This window comes from Halobacterium bonnevillei (assembly GCF_009831555.1).
Classification (GTDB): Archaea; Halobacteriota; Halobacteria; order Halobacteriales; family Halobacteriaceae; genus Halobacterium; species Halobacterium bonnevillei.
The window spans coordinates 1-16081 of sequence record NZ_WUUU01000005.1 but is presented as its reverse complement, the minus strand read 5'-3'; the positions used below and the strand labels follow the sequence as shown (position 1 = coordinate 16081).

Below are 16081 nucleotides of genomic sequence, written 5' to 3'. Positions count from 1 at the left end.
GTAACGGTTTCGGCACGTCACTCGCGCGCCGCGTCCACAGCGTGGGCGAGCAACTCGAAGTCGCTGGCCTCGACCGGGTGGGCGAGTGCGCGCTCCGGCCGTTCGAGCACCCACCCGAGGACGTGCTCGGAGACGCGTGCGACGCGGCTCGAACTCTCGTAGTAGGCCTCGTACACCTGGGCCATGCTTCCGGACTCCATGTACCACCAGAGGTCGTAGCCGTTGGGCGTGCGCTCTAGGAACAGCGTTTCTGTGTACATTCCCTCGGCCGCCATGACGTCGAGCGACGCGGCCTCGAACTTCGCCTCGAGCCAGTCCGGCGTCCGGTCGATGAGGCCGGCGCCAACGCGAGCAAACAGCGAGCCGAGCCCTGGTCTGATGGCCAGTCGCAGCGGGACTACGTCTGGAACACCTGCGTCGGCGTCGTTCCCCGAGAGGACGGTCGGGAGTTCGCCGCTCCGGTCGGCGTAGGAGTTCGGGCGGTCGGGAAGCGACGCGTGGACGACTTCGACCGCGTCGGGATCCAGGTCGGCAACGACCGTCGCCGTTCCGGGGGCGAGGTGGTCGGTGAGCGCGGGGAACAGCGGTGACGCGTCGCGGACGGCTGTGGCCGGATTCTCCCACGCGCCGCCGCCGTCGTGCTCGACGTACCAGACGAATTCCGGCCGGTGGTCGTGGTAGATGAACACGGACGTCGTCGAGACGCCGCTTTCGGGAAGGAGTTCCGCGACGCCGCTACCGTCTGCGCCGTCGAGTTCGCGAGCGACGGTGGCGCGGAGGCCGTCCACTGCGTCGACGCGGAGCGGCCACGAGACGAAGCAGGCATCGGTCACGCGCGTCCCTCCCGGATGGCTGGCTCTGCACTTCGACCGTTCCAGAGGCGACCGTTTGTCACCGCGACGACGCCGACGCGTCCTGTCAGGTCCATACTCGTACCCGAACACCGCGTTCCTCCAGTCTTGTCACGAAACAGATCGCCCATTTAAGTGAAGTCGCGTCGAACGTCACTGCGTGCCGTCCCTCGACCTCGAAATCGAGTACGACGACGCGACCATCCACCCGGTCCACGCATTCGTCTGCGAGTCCCCCGTCGTGGAACGCGAGGTCCTCCTGGAAGGAACGCGAACCGGCGACACTCGGACGCTGCTGTTCTACGTCGAGGGCGAGCGCACCGCCTACGAGTCGGTGCTCGCCGAGCGGCCCGGCGTCCGTGAGTACGACCTGACTCCGGAGGGCGACGACGCGTTCTACGTCTACACCCGGGTCGAGAACCGGGACGCCGACGTTCCGGTGTTCGAGGCGTTCGACCAGCAGACTCTGGTGGTCGTCCCGCCGATCGAGTTCCGGTCCGACCGCACCGCGCGGTTCACGGTGGTCGGTCACCCCGATGACCTCCAGGCAGCCATCGACGACATGCCGGAGGGCGCGTCGCCCACCGTCCAGCGCGTCGGTGGCTACGCTGGCGCCGTGGACGACGGCTTGACCGCCCGCCAGCGAGAGGCGCTCGCGGTCGCGTGGGAGGCCGGCTTCTACGAGGTCCCGCGCGACGGGGGAATCGAGGACGTGGCTGCCGAACTCGGCTGCGCCGTCTCGACGGCCTCGGACCTGCTCCGGCGTGCGGAGTCGCGGCTCGTCGGCGACGTGCTCGGCGAGCGGTACTGACGGCCGTGTCAGAGCGGGGCCACCGAGAGCGGTACTGATCGGTGTGTCAGACCGGCCTCCATCGAGGTGGATGCGTGTGTTCACCCAAGTATGCGGGTTCGCGACGCCACACCGGCCGACGCGATGGCGGTGGTCGCCCTCCACGTCGCCGCGTCTCGACGACTTCGCCGAACCGTGTACACCGACGAGCAGGTCCGGGACTGGGCGGACAAGCGCGGCGAGGGGCCCGAGCGCTACGAAACGGACGAACTCAGGGTCGCAGAATGGGACGGCCGCGTCGTCGGGTTCGGCGAGTGGGACCACGGTGACGAAACTGGTGTCGACACCGCTGAACTCCTCGCGTGTTACGTGCATCCCGACCGCGCGGACAGCGGCGTCGGCACGGCGCTCGTCGAGCGGATGCACGACGAAATGCGCGCAGCGGGCTTCGAACGCGCCGAAACCGCGACCTCGCTGAACGCTGTCGAGTTCTACGACCGACGCGGCTCCGACCGCGTCGAGCGCTTCGACCTCGAGCCCGCCGACGTCGCTTTTCCAGTGGTGCGGTGGCGAGGGACCTCTGACCTGGTCGCTGCGAAGTCGTCGCAGTACCGGACCGACGACGCGGTCGTCGCGGCGTCAGACACTTGCCGGCCGGGTGCAAAGCACGCACAAGATGGGACCGGAGTCGGAGGCGACGACGCCGCCGGAGGAGGCGGGCGGCGCCCGGACCGACCGCGACACTCTGGCTCTGCTCGACCCCGCCGTCAGCGAGTGGTGGGTCGACCGCTTCGGGAGCCCCGACGACGAGGACGGCTGCCTGACGCCGCCCCAGCGCGAGGCGATACCGTTGATTCACGAGGGCGAGAACGCCCTCATCGCCGCGCCGACGGGCTCTGGGAAGACGCTGGCGTCCTTCACGGCCATCCTGAACGAACTGTTCGAGCGCGAGCAGGACGGCGGCCTCGCGAACGAGGTGTACTGCCTGTACGTGTCGCCGCTGAAGTCCCTGGCCAACGACATCGAGCGCAACCTCGCGAACCCGCTGTCGGGCATCAGCGACCGACTCGCCGAACGCGGCGTGGACACGGACGTCCGGCAGGCGATCCGACACGGCGACACGTCGAGCTACGACCGACAAAAGATGCTCGAGGAGACACCGCACATTCTGAACACGACGCCGGAGACGCTCGCGATTCTGCTGAACTCCCCGAAGTTCCGGGAGAAACTAGCCAGCGTGGAGTACGTCGTCGTCGACGAGATCCACAGCCTCGCTGACTCCAAGCGCGGCACCCACCTCTCCGTGAGCCTGGAGCGCCTCCAGCGCATCGCGGGTGACTTCGCGCGTATCGGCTGTTCGGCGACGGTCGAACCGCTGTCGGACATCGCGCGGTTCCTCGTCGGGTTCGAGGGCACTGGTGACGACGCGACCAGCCGAGAACCCAGGAACTGCGAAATCGTGGACGCGCGGTTCGCACGGGACTACGACCTGCAGTTGCACTGCCCGACGCCGGACCTCGTGAACGCGTCGAAGGGCGCGGTCAACGACGCGTTCTACGACGAACTCGGGGATTTGGTCGACGATCACGAGAGCACGCTCGTGTTCACGAACACCAGGTCTGGCGCCGAGCGCGTCCTCGAGAACCTCCGCGAGCGGGGGGTGGTCGGCGACGATGCGTCGGCGTGCCACCACGGCAGCCTCTCGAAGGACCGCCGGAAGCAGGTCGAACGCCAGCTCAAGGAGGGGTCGCTGTCGGTGACCACGACGTCGACGAGCCTCGAACTCGGCATCGACATGCCGCACATCGACCTCGTGGTCCAGGTCGGGTCGCCGAAGTCGGTCGCGAGCCTCCTGCAGCGCGTCGGCCGCGCGGGCCACCGCCCGGGGCGGACGGTGACCGGGCGCGTCATCGCGCTGGACCGCGACGAACTCGTGGAGTGCGCGGTGATGCTCCGGCAGGCCGAAGCCGGATTCGTGGACCGCGTCCACATTCCCGAACGCGCCCACGACGTCGCCGTCCAGCACGTCTACGGGATGGCCATCTCGGGGCCGCTGCGGGAAGCCGACCTCCGCGACACCGTCACGTCGGCGTACCCCTACCGGGAGTACACCGACGAGGACTTCGAGGCGCTGTTCCGGTACCTCACCGCGGACTACGACGGCCTCGAGGACCGGAACGTCTACGCGAAGATCTGGCGCGACGAGAACGACCCCGTGGACGGCGAGCACCACTACCCCGAGTTCGACGTCGGCGAACCCATGATCGGGAAGCGCGGCCGCCTCGCGCGCCCGATTCTCCTCCAGAACCTCGGCACGATTCCCGATTCGTTTACGGTGAACGTCTTCGTCAGGGGCGACGACGAGTGGGTCGGTCAGCTCGACGAGGACTACCTCGACACCCTGGAGGCCGGCGACGTGTTCGTGCTCGGCGGCGAGCGGTTCGCGTACCGCTACCGGCGCGGGTCGAAGGTGTACGTCGACTACACGAGCGAGCGCGCGACGGTGCCGTCGTGGTACTCCGAGCGCCTCCCGCTCTCGTACGACCTCGGCCGGGAAATCGCGCGCTTCCAGTCGGACGTCGTGACGCGCTACGAGGACGGCGGTGCGGCCGCAGTGCGGCGGTGGCTCCGCGAGTTCCCCGTCGACGCGAACGCGGTGCGCGCGCTCGCCCGGATGTACGACGACCAGATCAAGTACGCGGGCGTCGGCAGCGTGAGCACGACGGGTCGCATCGCCATCGAGGAGGTGAAAGACCGCGACGAGTACCGGCGCCGGTACCACGTCCGCACGCCGTACGGCCGGCGGTTCAACGACGGCCTCTCGCGGTTGCTCGCGTACCGGTGCGCGAACGAGGCGAACGCGAACGTCGGCGTCTCCGTCGCGGACAACGGATTCACGCTCTCGATGCCGCTCAACCGGAAAGTCGACGTCGCCGAACTCCTCCGACAGACCGACCCCGCGTCCGCCCGCGAGACGCTGCGCGCCGCCCTGGACGGCACGGACCTCCTGAAGCGGTACTTCCGCATCAACGCCACGCGCGCGTTGCTCGTCCTCAAACGCTACAAGGGCCACGAGAAGTCCGCGAGCAAACAGCAGGTCGCCAGCGAGATGCTGCTGGGGTTCGCGGAGCGCCTGGAGGACTTCGCGGTGCTCGAGGAGACGTACCGCGAACTCGTCGAGGACAAACTCGACCTCGCGGGCGTCCGCGAGGTCCTCTCGGCGGTTCAGGACGGCGACATCGACGTCTCGGAGACGACACTGCAGTCGCCGTCGCCGCTGTCGTTCGGGCTCGCGACGCTGTCCGCGAGCGACGTGGTGCTCGCCGACGACGAGGACGCGGTCCTGCGGGCGTTCCACGAGCGCGTCCGGGAGCAGGTCGACGACTGAGCACACGCGCCTGTCGGAGGGAAGCGTGCTCAGGCGACTCGACAACTTGCTGGCGCGCGACTCCGTGGAAATCGCCTGAAATGCCCGAAAAATTCCGGCATGGCGGCAGAGCGCGGAACTGCGGACGATTCCGGTCCGCGGGCTGCCTATTCGCTCAATCTGAAATAGCGCTAAAAACCCCCTTGAGCGTTGCGGTAGGCCCGTACGCTACCCACAGGCCTTCTATTGCGGGAAATCGTGGGTATGGTGGGATTCGAATGCCATGGAGCCTCTTCCCCGACCGAATCGAAACCGACCGCCTCGTCTTCGAGCCTCTGAACCGGGAGCGCGTCGACGTCTTCGACCTCTACGAGTTCGTGCAGCGCGAGGACTGGCAGGAGGACGCGACCGAACACATGCCCTGGTTCCGGTTTCGGACTCTCGACGACGTCGCGAAGTTCGTGAAATCGGCCGAGCAGCAGCGCGCTGACAGCGAGACGGCGCGCTACCTCCTGCGGGCGAAACCCGAGGACGGCGCAATCGTCGGCCTGACCGCATTCGGGCCGGAGTGGGAGAAACGACGCGCGGGCTCGGGAATCGTCCTCGCCGAGGAGTACTGGGGTCGGGGGTACGGTCGCGAGCGTGCGTCAGTATTCGTGGAGTTGACCTTCGAGCGCTACGACCTGGGCGCCTACTACACGACGTGTGCTGCCGGGAACGACCCGTCGCGGCGCATGATCGAGGCGTACGTCGAGACGTACGGCGGCCGCCACGAGGGACTGTTGCGCCAGCACTCCACGCGGCCGAACGGCGACGTCACCGACCAGCACCGGTTCACGATCCTGCGCGACGAATACGAGACGGCGACCGAGGACCGCGAGACGCTGGCGTTCGACGCGCACTGGGGGGAGCGCCTGCCGCAGCCAGAGTACTGACAGGGCGCAAATATAACACTATCCGGTACTGGTCCTCGACCTCGAAGGTGGCCGCCTCGATGGCCGCTGCCCCGACCACTAAAATATAATTTAGCTAATACTTTTGGGTGTCGGGTCCCTACCCGGAGACGCGATGAACACCAATCAGCCGGATGCACCCACGACTCCTTCGGGGCGGCGGGAACGCCTGCCGATTCACGAGGCGAACCCGGCGCTCGAACCCACAGCCGCGAGCGGCGACGGCCACGTCACGGAAACGGGCACCACGATTGTCGGCCTCACCACCGACGACGCGGTGGTGCTGGCCGCCGACCGGCGCGCGAGCGTCGGCGGGCGGCTCGTCACGAACAAGGACACGCGGAAGGTCGAACGACTCCACCCGACGGCGGCCGCAGCGCTCTCCGGGACCGTCGGTCACCTCCAGGCACTTCACGCGACTGCTGCGAGCCGAAGCCCGCCTCTACGAGAACCGCCGCGACCAGCGACTGACGACGAACGCGCTCGCGACGCTCGCGGGGAACGTCCTCCGGAGCGCGCCGCTCGGCGTGACGCCCATCCTGGGCGGCGTCGACGACAGCGGACCGCAGGTCTACACGCTGGACGGCGGCGGGGGCGTCCTGTCGGACGACTACGCCGCCGGCGGCAGCGGCATCCAGCTCGCGTACGGCGTCCTCGAACGAGCCTACGACGCGGACATGGACCGCAGCGAGGGTCGAACGGTCGCGGCGCGCGCAGTCGAGAGCGCCAGCGAGCGCGACACCGCCAGCGGGAACGGCCTCACGGTCGCGACCATCACCAGCGAGGGCGTCGAGGCGACGGACGTCGAGGCCGCCTCGGAGGTGGCCTGATGCAGGGCTCCGACCAGCAGGCCTACGACCGCGGGACGACCATCTTTTCGCCGGACGGCCGCCTCTACCAGGTCGAGTACGCCCGCGAAGCCGTCAAGCAGGGCGCGCCAGTCGTCGGCGTCCGCGGCGCCGAATGCGTCGTCCTCGCGTCGCATACGCCCCGGCGGTCGCAGCTCGTCGAACCCGGGAGCGTCGAGAAACTGTTCGCCGTCGACGACCACGTCGCTATCGGGAGCGCTGGCCACGCCGCCGACACCCGGCGACTCGTCGACCTCGCGCGCCGACGCGCGCAGGACGAACGACTCCGGTACGACGAACCCGCGACGGTGGACGCGCTCGCGACGCACCTCGCCGACCACCTCCAGGAGTACACGCAGACCGGCGGCGCCGCCCGTACGGAACTGCGCTGCTCGTCGCCGGCTACGACGACGCGCCCCGACTCGTCGAGATCGACCCCTCGGGCGCAACCCGGCAGTGGCGCGCGGACGCCGTCGGCGCCGGTGCGAGCGACGCGCTGGACACCTTCGAAGCGGCGTACGACACCGGGCTGTCCGAGGCGGCCGCGCTCTCGCTCGCGCTCCGGGGCCTCGACACCGCCGTCGAGGAGTTCGACGTCGCAGACGCGGACGCCGGCGTCCTGACCGCCGACGGCTACGACGTCCTCACCCCGGGCCGCCTCGAATCGGTATCGCTGGACGAATAAGAGAACTCTGCGGGGAGGGAGGCGTCGCTTCTTCGGGAGCCCGCGCTAGCTCGCGCGCTGGTCGTCGCTCGTGAACGCCCCCGACAGCACTGCCCTGGCTGCGCGGCGGCCAGCGGGCGTCAAGACGTAGCCGTCGGGCGTCTTCCGGACGAAGTGGCCGGAGAGCTGGCGGAGGTGGTAGGCGAACCCCGCGGAGCTGTCGCTGCCCACGAGGTCCTGGATTTCGGCGAACGGTCGCGGGCCGGTGCCCTCCCGCTCAGCTCGCAGCAGGTGGACGAGCACGGAGACCCGGACCTCGCTCGCGAGCGCCTGGAACGCCTCGCTGGCGGCGCTCTCGTCCGGACGTTCGTCGAAAACGTCCGGCGCGTCCCGGTCCGCGGGCACGGGTGACAGCGCGTCCTCGTCGCGGGGAGCGCGCTCCCGGCTGTTCGACTTCGGCATTCACGGTCACGTGCGGGACGGCGTGCAAAAAGGACTGGGGTCTCGGCAGCCGGTCGAATCGCGATGCGGCAGTCCCGCAGTCAGCCCAGCGTCGCCCAGTCGACCATCCGGTCGTACAGCGGTTCCGAGCGGAGCGCCCGCTCGTCGCCGACGAGCACGAGGCTCTTCTTCGCGCGAGTGAGCGCGACGTTCACGCGGCGGTGGTCCTCGAAGATCGGGCCGTCCAGGCTGCCGGTCGCGACGAACGACACCGCGATGACTTCCTTCGAGGAGCCCTGGAAGCGGTCGACGGTGTCGACGGCGACCCCCTCGGGGACGTGGCGCCCGATTTCCGCAATCTGCGCGCGGAACGGCGCGATGACGCCGACGTCGGCCGGGTCGAGGCCGGCGTCGACGTACTCGCGCACGACGTCGCCGACGCGCTCGGCCTCCGCGGGGTCGACGTGGGCGTCGCCCGTGCCGGGGACGTCGTGGAAGGAGACGCCGTCCCTGACCGCGCCGCCGGTCTCGACGCCGAGGTCAGCGAGCGTCTGTCCGGCCACCTCGCCGGTGGCCGGCCGGAGCTGGCCGTCGTAGAACGACTCCGAGGAGAACGCCTGGATGCGCTGGCTCATGCGGTACTGCTGGTCGAGCATCACCGCCGCCTCCGGGTGCGTGTCGACGAGGCGCTCGAACAGCGACGTGCCGAGCCGCCCGCCCGACCGCACGACCGGCGGCAGTTGCTCGTGGTCGCCGACGAGCACGAACCGGTCGCCGTGGTTGATTGCGGCCAGCGTGTCCGGCTCCGTGAGCTGGCTGGCCTCGTCGACGAGCACCACGTCGAACTCCTGTTCGCGCATCACGCGGGAGCCACACGTCGCCGTCGTCGCGGCGACGACGTCCGCCGTCTGGAGCGCTCGCGCGCACTCCGCGGGGTTCCCGGACTGGTTCAGGCGGAGGTCCTGCATGTCCTCGCGGATGCCGTTCGACGTGCCCACGCGCACGATGTCGCTGTATCCCTGCTCGCGGAGCGCTTCGAGCGCGTTGTCGACCGCGCGGTTCGTGAACGCCGCGAGCAGCACGCGGTCGCCGCGCTCAACGAACTCGCGGATGAGCGTCGCGATGGTGTACGTCTTCCCGGTGCCGGGCGGCCCGTGCACGAGCGCGAAGTCCTCGGCGTTCAGCGAGCGGTTCACTGCGGCGTTCTGCGCGTCGTTGTTCTCGATGACGGCGTGGTCCTCGTCACGGAACTCGGGGGTCGCGCGGTCGAAGAGGACGTCCTTGCGGCGTTCGTCGCCCTTCAGCAGCGCGTCGTGTAGCGCCGTGAGCATCCGGTCGACGCTCAGCTCCGAGGGGTAGACGTCCAGGCGGCGCAGGTCGACGGGTTCGTCAGCCGTAACCACGACCCGGTCCGGTGACAGCGTCTCCACGCGCGCCATCTCCGCGGTTCCCTTCACGGGGTCGCCGTCGGAGGCCAGCACGCGGTCCCCCTGCCGAATTTTCGAGGCTGCTGCCGTCGGACGGGTCGCGGTGAGCTGCCACCGGCCGTCCGGCAGTTCTTCCCGGCCCGCCGGCTCGAGGTCGACCACAGCGCGGTCGTCGTCGGCGCGTTCCGCCGGCGTCTGCTCCCAGAGTTTTCGGTACTCGTCGTGGACCTCGCGGCGCTCGGCCTCCACGGCGTCGTACAGCTCCCGGAAGTACGCGCGCTCGCCCCCCGGGATGGGCGTGCCGAGCTGCCCGGCTTTCGACTCCTGGTCGAGTCGGCCCGAAACCACCATACAGGTGTCCTGCTCGAAGCAGTACTCGCACTTCGCGTCCGCCTCGAACCCGGTCGGGGGGTCGCCGCGCGCCTCGATGGCCGCGAGGTGGTTGCGCTCGCGCACGACGAACTCCAGAAACCCCTTCGAGATGGAGAACTCCTTGGCGGGCGAGAGGTCGCCCGACGCCTCGCTGCGGTCGACGGCTGCGTTCTTCGTGTAGAGGAGCGTGCCGGTGTCGACGTCGACCCCGCGGTCCTCGAGCATCAGCGCGTAGCACGCCGCCTGCACCTTGTCGTGGAACCGCGGGTCGCGGTTCGTGTTCTTCCCGGTCTTGAGTTCCACCGGCATCCCGCGCCGGATGGCGTCACAGCGGCCCTTGATGCCGAACGTCTCCGAAATCAGCGTGTACTCAGAGCGCCAGTCGTCGCCTGCCTGCCAGTCGTCTTCGGCGGGGTCGCTTTCGGCGTCACCGACCAGGTCGGCGTCGGGCGTGCCGCCGTCGCTGGAGAAGTGACCCTGCTTCAGCCAGCCCTCGATGGCCGCGGCGTTCGCGCGCACGTCGGCTTCGACCTCGTCGCGGTCCCGGCCCAGCAGGCCGAGTTCCAGGCCGGCGTCGTCCACGCGCTCCGCGACCGCGTCGTCCAGGCTCCGGCCGCGCAGCAGGTCGCCGAACACCTCGTGGACGATGGTCCCCTTCGTCACCGGATACTTCAGCGGCAACCCGGAGAGTTTGTTCAAGTAGTACATCCGCGGACACTGCACGAACGACCGGATGTTCGTCACGTCCACGAGGAAGTCGGGTTCCACGACGACGTACGACTGCTTCGACGTCGCGTAATTCGTCTCGCCGTTCCACTCGTCTTCGTCCGCGTCGGTCACCCACAGCTCCATGCCGGGGTCGAGGTAGTCGGCCGTCTCCGTCCACTTCCCCCACAGCGTCACGCGGACGGACGCCTCGGGGTCGCCGGGTCGAACGTCGTCGTCGCTACCCTCGTTCGGCCGGACGTGGACGTCGAGCACGTCGCGCTCACCGTACTGCGTGCTCACCGAGCGCACGTCCCCCACGTCCGTAACTTCGCCCCGTACGTTCACGAGCGACGAGACGGGAGCCCGGCGAAAAACGTTGTCGCTCGGCGCGGTCTCCACCCCCACAATTGCCAGTACTTGCACCGACGCTCGTCGACTGTGGTATCGCTTATCGAGCCGGGACGAGACTTATACGGGCCGGCGGAATCCGTTGCAGTATGACTGACGACGCGACGAGTCTCGCCGCCCTGGGCGTCGACGCGTCTGCGCTCGAATCCGTCCTCGCCGCCGAACTCGACGAGCCCGTGGTGGAGACCGAACTGCTCCACGAGGCCCTCAACCTCTCCATCGGCGTGTCGACAGCCGAACAGGGTCTCGCGTACGTGGTCCGGCGACCACACAAACTCCGCGACACCGACCTGGTCGCGGACCTCGAGTCCGAGTTCCGGGTGCTGGAGCGTCTCGCGGACACGACCGTGGACGCGCCCGAACCGGTGCTGTACTGCGACGACGAGACCATCGTGGGGGCGCCGTTCTTCGTGATGACCCACCTGGAGGGGGAGTCGACGTCCGTCGGCGACCCGCTCCCGCAGCGATTCCAGGCCGAGTCGGCGCGCCGCACGGTCGGCGAGGAGCTCGTCGACGCGCTCGCCGACGTGCATTCGGTAGACCCAGACTCGTTCGCTGGCGTCTGCGAGCGCGTGCCGCTCCGGGAGCAACTCGACCGCGACCGCGAGCGCCTGGACACGGCGACGAGCGTCACGGGTCGCGACCTCCCCGCGCTTCACGCGGCCGGCGCGTGGCTCCACGAGAACGTTCCTGAAGAACCGGACACCGCGCTCGTGCACGGCGACTTCAAGCCCGGGAACGTCTTTCTCGGTGGACCCGAGGCGCCCCGCGTCACGGGCGTCGTGGACTGGGAGACGGCGATAGTCGGGGACCCGTTGACGGAGCTCGGGTACTTCCTGCTGTACTGGCGGGACCCCGGCGACCCGACGCCGTCTGTCGACGACCTGGACGGCGAGTACGCCAGCGAGGACGAACTCGCCGGCATCCGGGAGACGGCCGAACACGGCCTCTGCCCGTTCACCAGCGAACCCGGGAGTCCCACCCGCCGGGAACTCGTCGCGAGGTACGAGGAACAGACCGGCCGCGTCTTCGAGCACTCGCGGTTCTATCGGGCGCACGCGGCGTTCTCGCTGGCGACGGTCTGGGAGGACATCCACCGACACCAGGTAGAGAGCGCGGGCACGGCAGGGGAGTGGCCGATCGTCGAGTACATGGGCCGGGTCGCAGAGCGCATCGCGGACGGCGACTTCCCGCTGTAGCCCGACTCGTCGGCGGTCGACCCGCGGAACCCGGAGGGAGATGGAGACGGCGGCGAACGTGACCGCGAACGCGACTGGGACGGCGGGGGCGGAAACGAACAGACCTAACTCGCGGGCCGCCGACGCTCCGCGTATGAGTGACGAGGACCAGCGCTTCGAGACGCGCGCCATCCACGCCGGCCAGGAACCCGACGAGGAGACGGGCGCGCTGATGACGCCGATCTACGCGAACTCGACGTACGTCCAGGACGCGCCGGGCGACCACCGCGGGTACGAGTACTCCCGCACCGGGAACCCGACCCGCACGGACCTCGAGGACAACCTGGCGAGCCTCGAGGGCGGCGAGTTCGGTCGGTGCTTCTCGTCGGGGATGGGCGCTATCAACACCGTGATGAACCTCCTGGAGTCCGGCGACCACGTCGTCGCGGGCAACGACGTCTACGGTGGCACCCACCGCATCTTCACGCAGGTCTACGAGGAGTACGACCTCGAGTTCGACTTCGTGGACACCACCGACCACGCCGCGGTCCGGGACGCCATGCGTGACTCGACGGAACTCGTCTGGGTGGAGACGCCGACGAACCCCCTGATGAACGTCAACGACATCGACGCGCTCGCGGCCGTCGCCCACGAGCACGACGCGCTCTGCGCGGTCGACAACACGTTCGCGACACCGTACCTCCAGCGCCCGCTCGAGCACGGTGCCGACGTCGTCTGTCACAGCCTCACGAAATACCTCGGCGGGCACTCCGACCTCGTCGCGGGCGCGCTCGTCACCGACGACGAAGACCTCGACGAACGCCTCGCGTTCTACCAGAACTCGGTCGGCGCGACCCCGGGTCCCTTCGACTGCTTCCTCGTGCTCCGCGGCACGAAGAGCCTCGGCGTGCGCATGGACCGCCACTGCGAGAACGCCCAGCACCTCGCGGAGTGGCTGGACGCCCACGACCGCGTCGAGCACGTCTTCTATCCGGGTCTGGAGAGCCACCCGGACCACGAACTGGCCGCCGAGCAGATGGACGACTTCGGCGGGATGCTCTCCTTCGAGCTGGACGCCAGCCTCGAGGAGGCCAGCGAGTTCGTCGGCGAGACCGAGGTGTTCACGCTCGCGGAGTCGCTGGGCGGCGTCGAGTCGCTCATCGAGCAGCCGGCCGCGATGACCCACGCAGCAATCCCGAAGGAGGAACGCGAAGCCGCGGGCCTCACCGACCCCTTGATTCGCGCGAGCATCGGCATCGAACACGTCGACGACCTGGAGGCCGACCTCCAGCAGGCGATGGACGCCGTATTTTAGGCTTGTGGCCGATATCGCCGCCGAGAGGCGCTAAAACAATTCTTTGAGTCCGGGGAATGCGTTTATGAAACCCGGCCGTACGCTCGTCCATGAAGCGCCGAACCTACCTCGGGACACTGGCCGCCGTCTCGCTCGCTGGATGCACCGGCTCCCGGGCGGGCGGCGGCGGACCCACGGACGGCCGGACGACTGAACAGACAACCGACGAACAAACGACTTCCGAAGGGACGACTGACGCAGGAACGGGATTCCCGTATCACCTGGACGACGTCCAGACCGACGACCCGCCCGTCGAAGACGTCACCATCGGCGTGACCGTCACAGAGAACTTCGGTCGCGACCGGCCCGCCCGTCTCGAAGTCGCGTTCACGAACGACGCCGACGAGGCCCGGACGTTCTCCTTCGGGTCGCTGGTCCCGTGGGACGCGATTCTCGGCAAGAACGCCGACGGGCGAGGGACGCTGTTGCTCGCGCCGGATGGCGGTGTCGTCCCCGAGGAACCCAGCGACGACTGCTGGCAGGCGACCGACGGAGTCGCGCTCCCGTCGGTGATGCGCGAGGAGACGCTGGACCCCGGCGAGACGGTGACTGGCGAGTTCCACGTGCTCGCCGCCCACGACAGCGACGAGTGCCACCCGATCGGCGCGTACCGCTTCGAGGACGAGAACTACCTCGACGAAGGCTGGGGATTCAGCGTGGACGTCGGCGCGATTGTCGAGAATTGACCCATCGATGCAGGAGCATTCGGCCGCCGAGCGGCGCGCTTCGCTACGCGCAGCGACCTGCGCGAACGGGGAGTGTAGCGACCCGTGAGCGGTTCGAAGAACCCGAGGCGGCCGCATCGCTGCGCAAGCGAGCGGAGCGAGCGCGCGCAGGCCGACGAACGACTGACGCGAGCGGAGCGGGCGGAAGTCACGTGAGCGGAGCGAACGTGACGTCGTCAGAGCTTGCTCTGACGGACGGAGCGAGGAGCGCTTTTGGCCGAGCGTTTACCGAGCGCGCCGTCGGCGCGCGCAGCGAAAAAGGTCGCTATATACGACCGACTTCTTCGACGGCGACGGATTCGACGCCGTCGACGTTCGCGAACGCGTCTTCGACGGCTTCGGTGCCGCCGGCGTCGTCGGGGACGATGACGGTGGTGAGGAGGGCGGTGAGGCCGAATGCGACTTCCTCGGTGTCGGTGCCGTTGATCTTCGCCCCCTCGGGGAGCGACTCGGAGAGGCGGCTCTCGAGGTCGTCGAGGTCGGCTTCGGGGCTGTCCGGCATGACCTTGAGGACGGCGGCGACCTTCCCCATGGTTACGGCCCCCGGAACCCGCAGTCGGGGCACTCGTAGAGGTTGCTCTGCTTGCGGCACTTCGCGCAGCGGTAGATCTGCTGCCCGCAGTCCGGACATTTGAACGCGGCTGCGGTGGTGCCGGAGATGTTGATGCCACAGGACACGCACTTGCGCGCCCGTTTGGCTTCGGTGTCGCTTTCGCTCATACGACTGTTTTGCGGCCGGACGCGTTTTAACCGTTGTCTTTCGGCGGCGTCACCCGGAATCGGGCGGCGCGTCGAGTGGCGCCGGAATCAGCCTAGCTGCCGGGGAGGATGTCGCCGAGGGCGGCGCCGATGGCCATCGGGAGCAACGCGACGGAGACGGTGGCCGCTGCGAGGCGCGGGTCGCTCCAGGAGATGAATCCCCACGCTGTCAGCAGCGCCGTCGCCGTGACGACCGACGCGCCGAGCACGCCGGCGAGTCGCCGCGGGACGAATCCGAGAATCGGGTCCCTGACGCGGACGTCCTGGAAGCGCGCGACGTAGAGGACACCGTACACGATGGCGACGGTGGCGGCGACGTTCGCGACGAGCAACAGGGGGTGGCCGGCGAGGAACTCGCCCGCTTCGAGTGTGCCGCCTTCGACGGCCATCGGGATGCCGAACAGGAGGCCGCCGAGCGTGGCTTCCGCCAGATCGTTGGCGTCGAACCCGTAGATGACGCGGCCGAACGTCCTGCTGTCGTCTTGCATGTCGGTAGCCAGGTCCTTCACTTCGCGGAGCTGTTTGCGGGCCTCGTCGTCCTCGACGTGGTCGTCGAGGTCCTCGAGTTCGTCGAAGAGGTCCGAGATTCTGCTCCGGTCCTCGGTCGGCGGGACGCTCATGGTGGGTGCCGACGCCCGCCCACGCCTTAAACGACCGGCACTATCTTTGCGCCAGGGCGCCAACTATCGCGTATGTCAGACCGAGAGCCACCAGAGTACCCGCATCCGAACGAACTCAAGAAGGGGCTCTACGTCGTCATCGAACAGGGCCACGGCAAGGACCCCATCGAGGGCGAGATCGGCGCGGTGCTCGGCGAGGCGGACCCCGAGGGGGCGCGCGTGAAACTCAAGTCCGGCGCGGTGGGCGTCGTCCGACGCATCAAACCGAGCGAGGGAGGCGGCCCGCAGCCGACGTGAGCGGTGCGAAACGCGGCACATCGTGGTCGATAGCCCGGAGGGCAGCGGCTCACACCCACCCGTTCTCCAGTGCGTCGGAGCGTCCGTTCTTGCGGCTCGCGCCGCGCGGCGACACCGAGTAGGTTTAACCCGCGTCGGACGGAATCCCTGCACATGACTGGACAGGGATGGTTCGTCGGCGTCGACCCCGACGACCCGGCCGCGATGGGCGAGGCCGTCCGGGCGGGCGAGGCGGACGCGCCCGACGACTGGCCGACGCAGGCCGTCGACGCGGGGTTCGCAGCCGACGACGACGAGTACTACGAGCGACTGCACGGCG

The 16081-nt window shown here is 68.8% G+C and carries 14 protein-coding genes and 4 pseudogenes; 12 read left to right on the top strand and 6 right to left on the bottom strand.

Features of this window, described 5'->3' with window-relative positions; translation table 11 throughout:
• Nucleotides 1-17 precede the first annotated feature (17 nt).
• Nucleotides 18-833 (bottom strand): DUF6176 family protein, encoded by an 816-nt coding sequence (locus GRX66_RS20460; protein ID WP_159524990.1) that lies wholly within the window; start codon nucleotides 831-833, stop codon nucleotides 18-20.
• 178 nt (nucleotides 834-1011) lie between these two features.
• On the opposite strand from GRX66_RS20460, the gene GRX66_RS20455 reads away from it, so the two are divergent.
• The 7 genes and pseudogenes from GRX66_RS20455 (at nucleotide 1012) to GRX66_RS20685 (ending at nucleotide 7494) form a co-directional block, all read left to right on the top strand.
• Nucleotides 1012-1662 carry a helix-turn-helix domain-containing protein gene (locus GRX66_RS20455; RefSeq protein WP_159524989.1) on the top strand — a complete coding sequence of 217 codons (651 nt, stop codon included), beginning with the start codon at nucleotides 1012-1014 and terminating at the stop codon, nucleotides 1660-1662.
• Nucleotides 1663-1752: 90 nt separating this feature from the next.
• Nucleotides 1753-2136, top strand: a pseudogene (locus GRX66_RS20690) (GNAT family N-acetyltransferase); the annotation flags it as partial.
• A gap of 181 nt (nucleotides 2137-2317) precedes the next feature.
• Nucleotides 2318-5029, top strand: a complete 2712-nt coding sequence (locus GRX66_RS01805) for an ATP-dependent helicase (RefSeq protein ID WP_159524988.1) — start codon at nucleotides 2318-2320, stop codon at nucleotides 5027-5029.
• Nucleotides 5030-5286: 257 nt separating this feature from the next.
• Entirely contained in the window at nucleotides 5287-5943 is a 657-nt protein-coding gene (locus GRX66_RS01800; protein ID WP_159524987.1) for a GNAT family N-acetyltransferase, read from the top strand.
• Nucleotides 5944-6076: 133 nt separating this feature from the next.
• Nucleotides 6077-6322, top strand: a pseudogene (locus tag GRX66_RS19740) (proteasome subunit beta); the annotation flags it as partial.
• A complete protein-coding gene (locus GRX66_RS01795) occupies nucleotides 6213-6791 on the top strand; it encodes a proteasome subunit beta (RefSeq protein WP_233745244.1) in 579 nt (192 codons plus the stop codon). The pseudogene GRX66_RS19740 and the gene GRX66_RS01795, both read left to right, overlap by 110 nt.
• A pseudogene (locus GRX66_RS20685) lies at nucleotides 6791-7494 on the top strand (archaeal proteasome endopeptidase complex subunit alpha). The gene GRX66_RS01795 and the pseudogene GRX66_RS20685 overlap by 1 nt, the downstream one beginning before the upstream one ends.
• A 45-nt stretch (nucleotides 7495-7539) precedes the next feature.
• Here the strand turns inward: GRX66_RS20685 and GRX66_RS01785 are convergent.
• Together GRX66_RS01785 and GRX66_RS01780 are read right to left on the bottom strand one after the other, a co-directional pair.
• Complete coding sequence (locus GRX66_RS01785; protein ID WP_159524986.1) at nucleotides 7540-7935, bottom strand: DUF7347 domain-containing protein; 396 nt, start codon at nucleotides 7933-7935, stop codon at nucleotides 7540-7542.
• A gap of 80 nt (nucleotides 7936-8015) precedes the next feature.
• Nucleotides 8016-10766: an AAA domain-containing protein gene (locus tag GRX66_RS01780; RefSeq protein ID WP_325063910.1), complete on the bottom strand. Its 2751-nt coding sequence runs from the start codon at nucleotides 10764-10766 to the stop codon at nucleotides 8016-8018.
• 152 nt (nucleotides 10767-10918) lie between these two features.
• On the opposite strand from GRX66_RS01780, the gene GRX66_RS01775 reads away from it, so the two are divergent.
• The 3 genes from GRX66_RS01775 (at nucleotide 10919) to GRX66_RS01765 (ending at nucleotide 14047) form a co-directional block, all read left to right on the top strand.
• On the top strand, nucleotides 10919-12028 hold the full coding sequence (locus tag GRX66_RS01775; RefSeq protein WP_159524985.1) for a phosphotransferase family protein: 1110 nt from the start codon (nucleotides 10919-10921) through the stop codon (nucleotides 12026-12028).
• 133 nt (nucleotides 12029-12161) lie between these two features.
• Complete coding sequence (locus tag GRX66_RS01770; protein WP_159524984.1) at nucleotides 12162-13322, top strand: cystathionine gamma-synthase; 1161 nt, start codon at nucleotides 12162-12164, stop codon at nucleotides 13320-13322.
• A gap of 89 nt (nucleotides 13323-13411) precedes the next feature.
• Entirely contained in the window at nucleotides 13412-14047 is a 636-nt protein-coding gene (locus tag GRX66_RS01765) for a hypothetical protein (RefSeq protein WP_159524983.1), read from the top strand.
• A gap of 304 nt (nucleotides 14048-14351) precedes the next feature.
• On the opposite strand, the gene GRX66_RS01760 is transcribed toward GRX66_RS01765, so the two are convergent.
• The 3 genes from GRX66_RS01760 to GRX66_RS01750 all read right to left on the bottom strand — a co-directional run bounded on the left by GRX66_RS01760 (nucleotide 14352) and on the right by GRX66_RS01750 (nucleotide 15465).
• Nucleotides 14352-14618 carry an elongation factor 1-beta gene (locus tag GRX66_RS01760; protein ID WP_159524982.1) on the bottom strand — a complete coding sequence of 89 codons (267 nt, stop codon included), beginning with the start codon at nucleotides 14616-14618 and terminating at the stop codon, nucleotides 14352-14354.
• Between the two features lie 2 nt (nucleotides 14619-14620).
• The gene (locus GRX66_RS01755) at nucleotides 14621-14806 is read right to left on the bottom strand and encodes an HVO_2753 family zinc finger protein (RefSeq protein WP_159524981.1); all 186 of its coding nucleotides are present in this window, start codon (nucleotides 14804-14806) and stop codon (nucleotides 14621-14623) included.
• A 92-nt stretch (nucleotides 14807-14898) separates the two neighbouring features.
• The gene (locus GRX66_RS01750) at nucleotides 14899-15465 is read right to left on the bottom strand and encodes a DUF2391 family protein (protein WP_159524980.1); all 567 of its coding nucleotides are present in this window, start codon (nucleotides 15463-15465) and stop codon (nucleotides 14899-14901) included.
• A 72-nt stretch (nucleotides 15466-15537) separates the two neighbouring features.
• Between GRX66_RS01750 and GRX66_RS01745 the strand changes: the two genes are divergently transcribed.
• Both GRX66_RS01745 and GRX66_RS20680 read left to right on the top strand, forming a co-directional pair.
• Nucleotides 15538-15762, top strand: coding sequence for a hypothetical protein (locus GRX66_RS01745; protein WP_159524979.1), 225 nt, complete (start codon nucleotides 15538-15540; stop codon nucleotides 15760-15762).
• A 153-nt stretch (nucleotides 15763-15915) separates the two neighbouring features.
• Nucleotides 15916-16081, top strand: a pseudogene (locus tag GRX66_RS20680) (NOP5/NOP56 family protein); the annotation flags it as partial.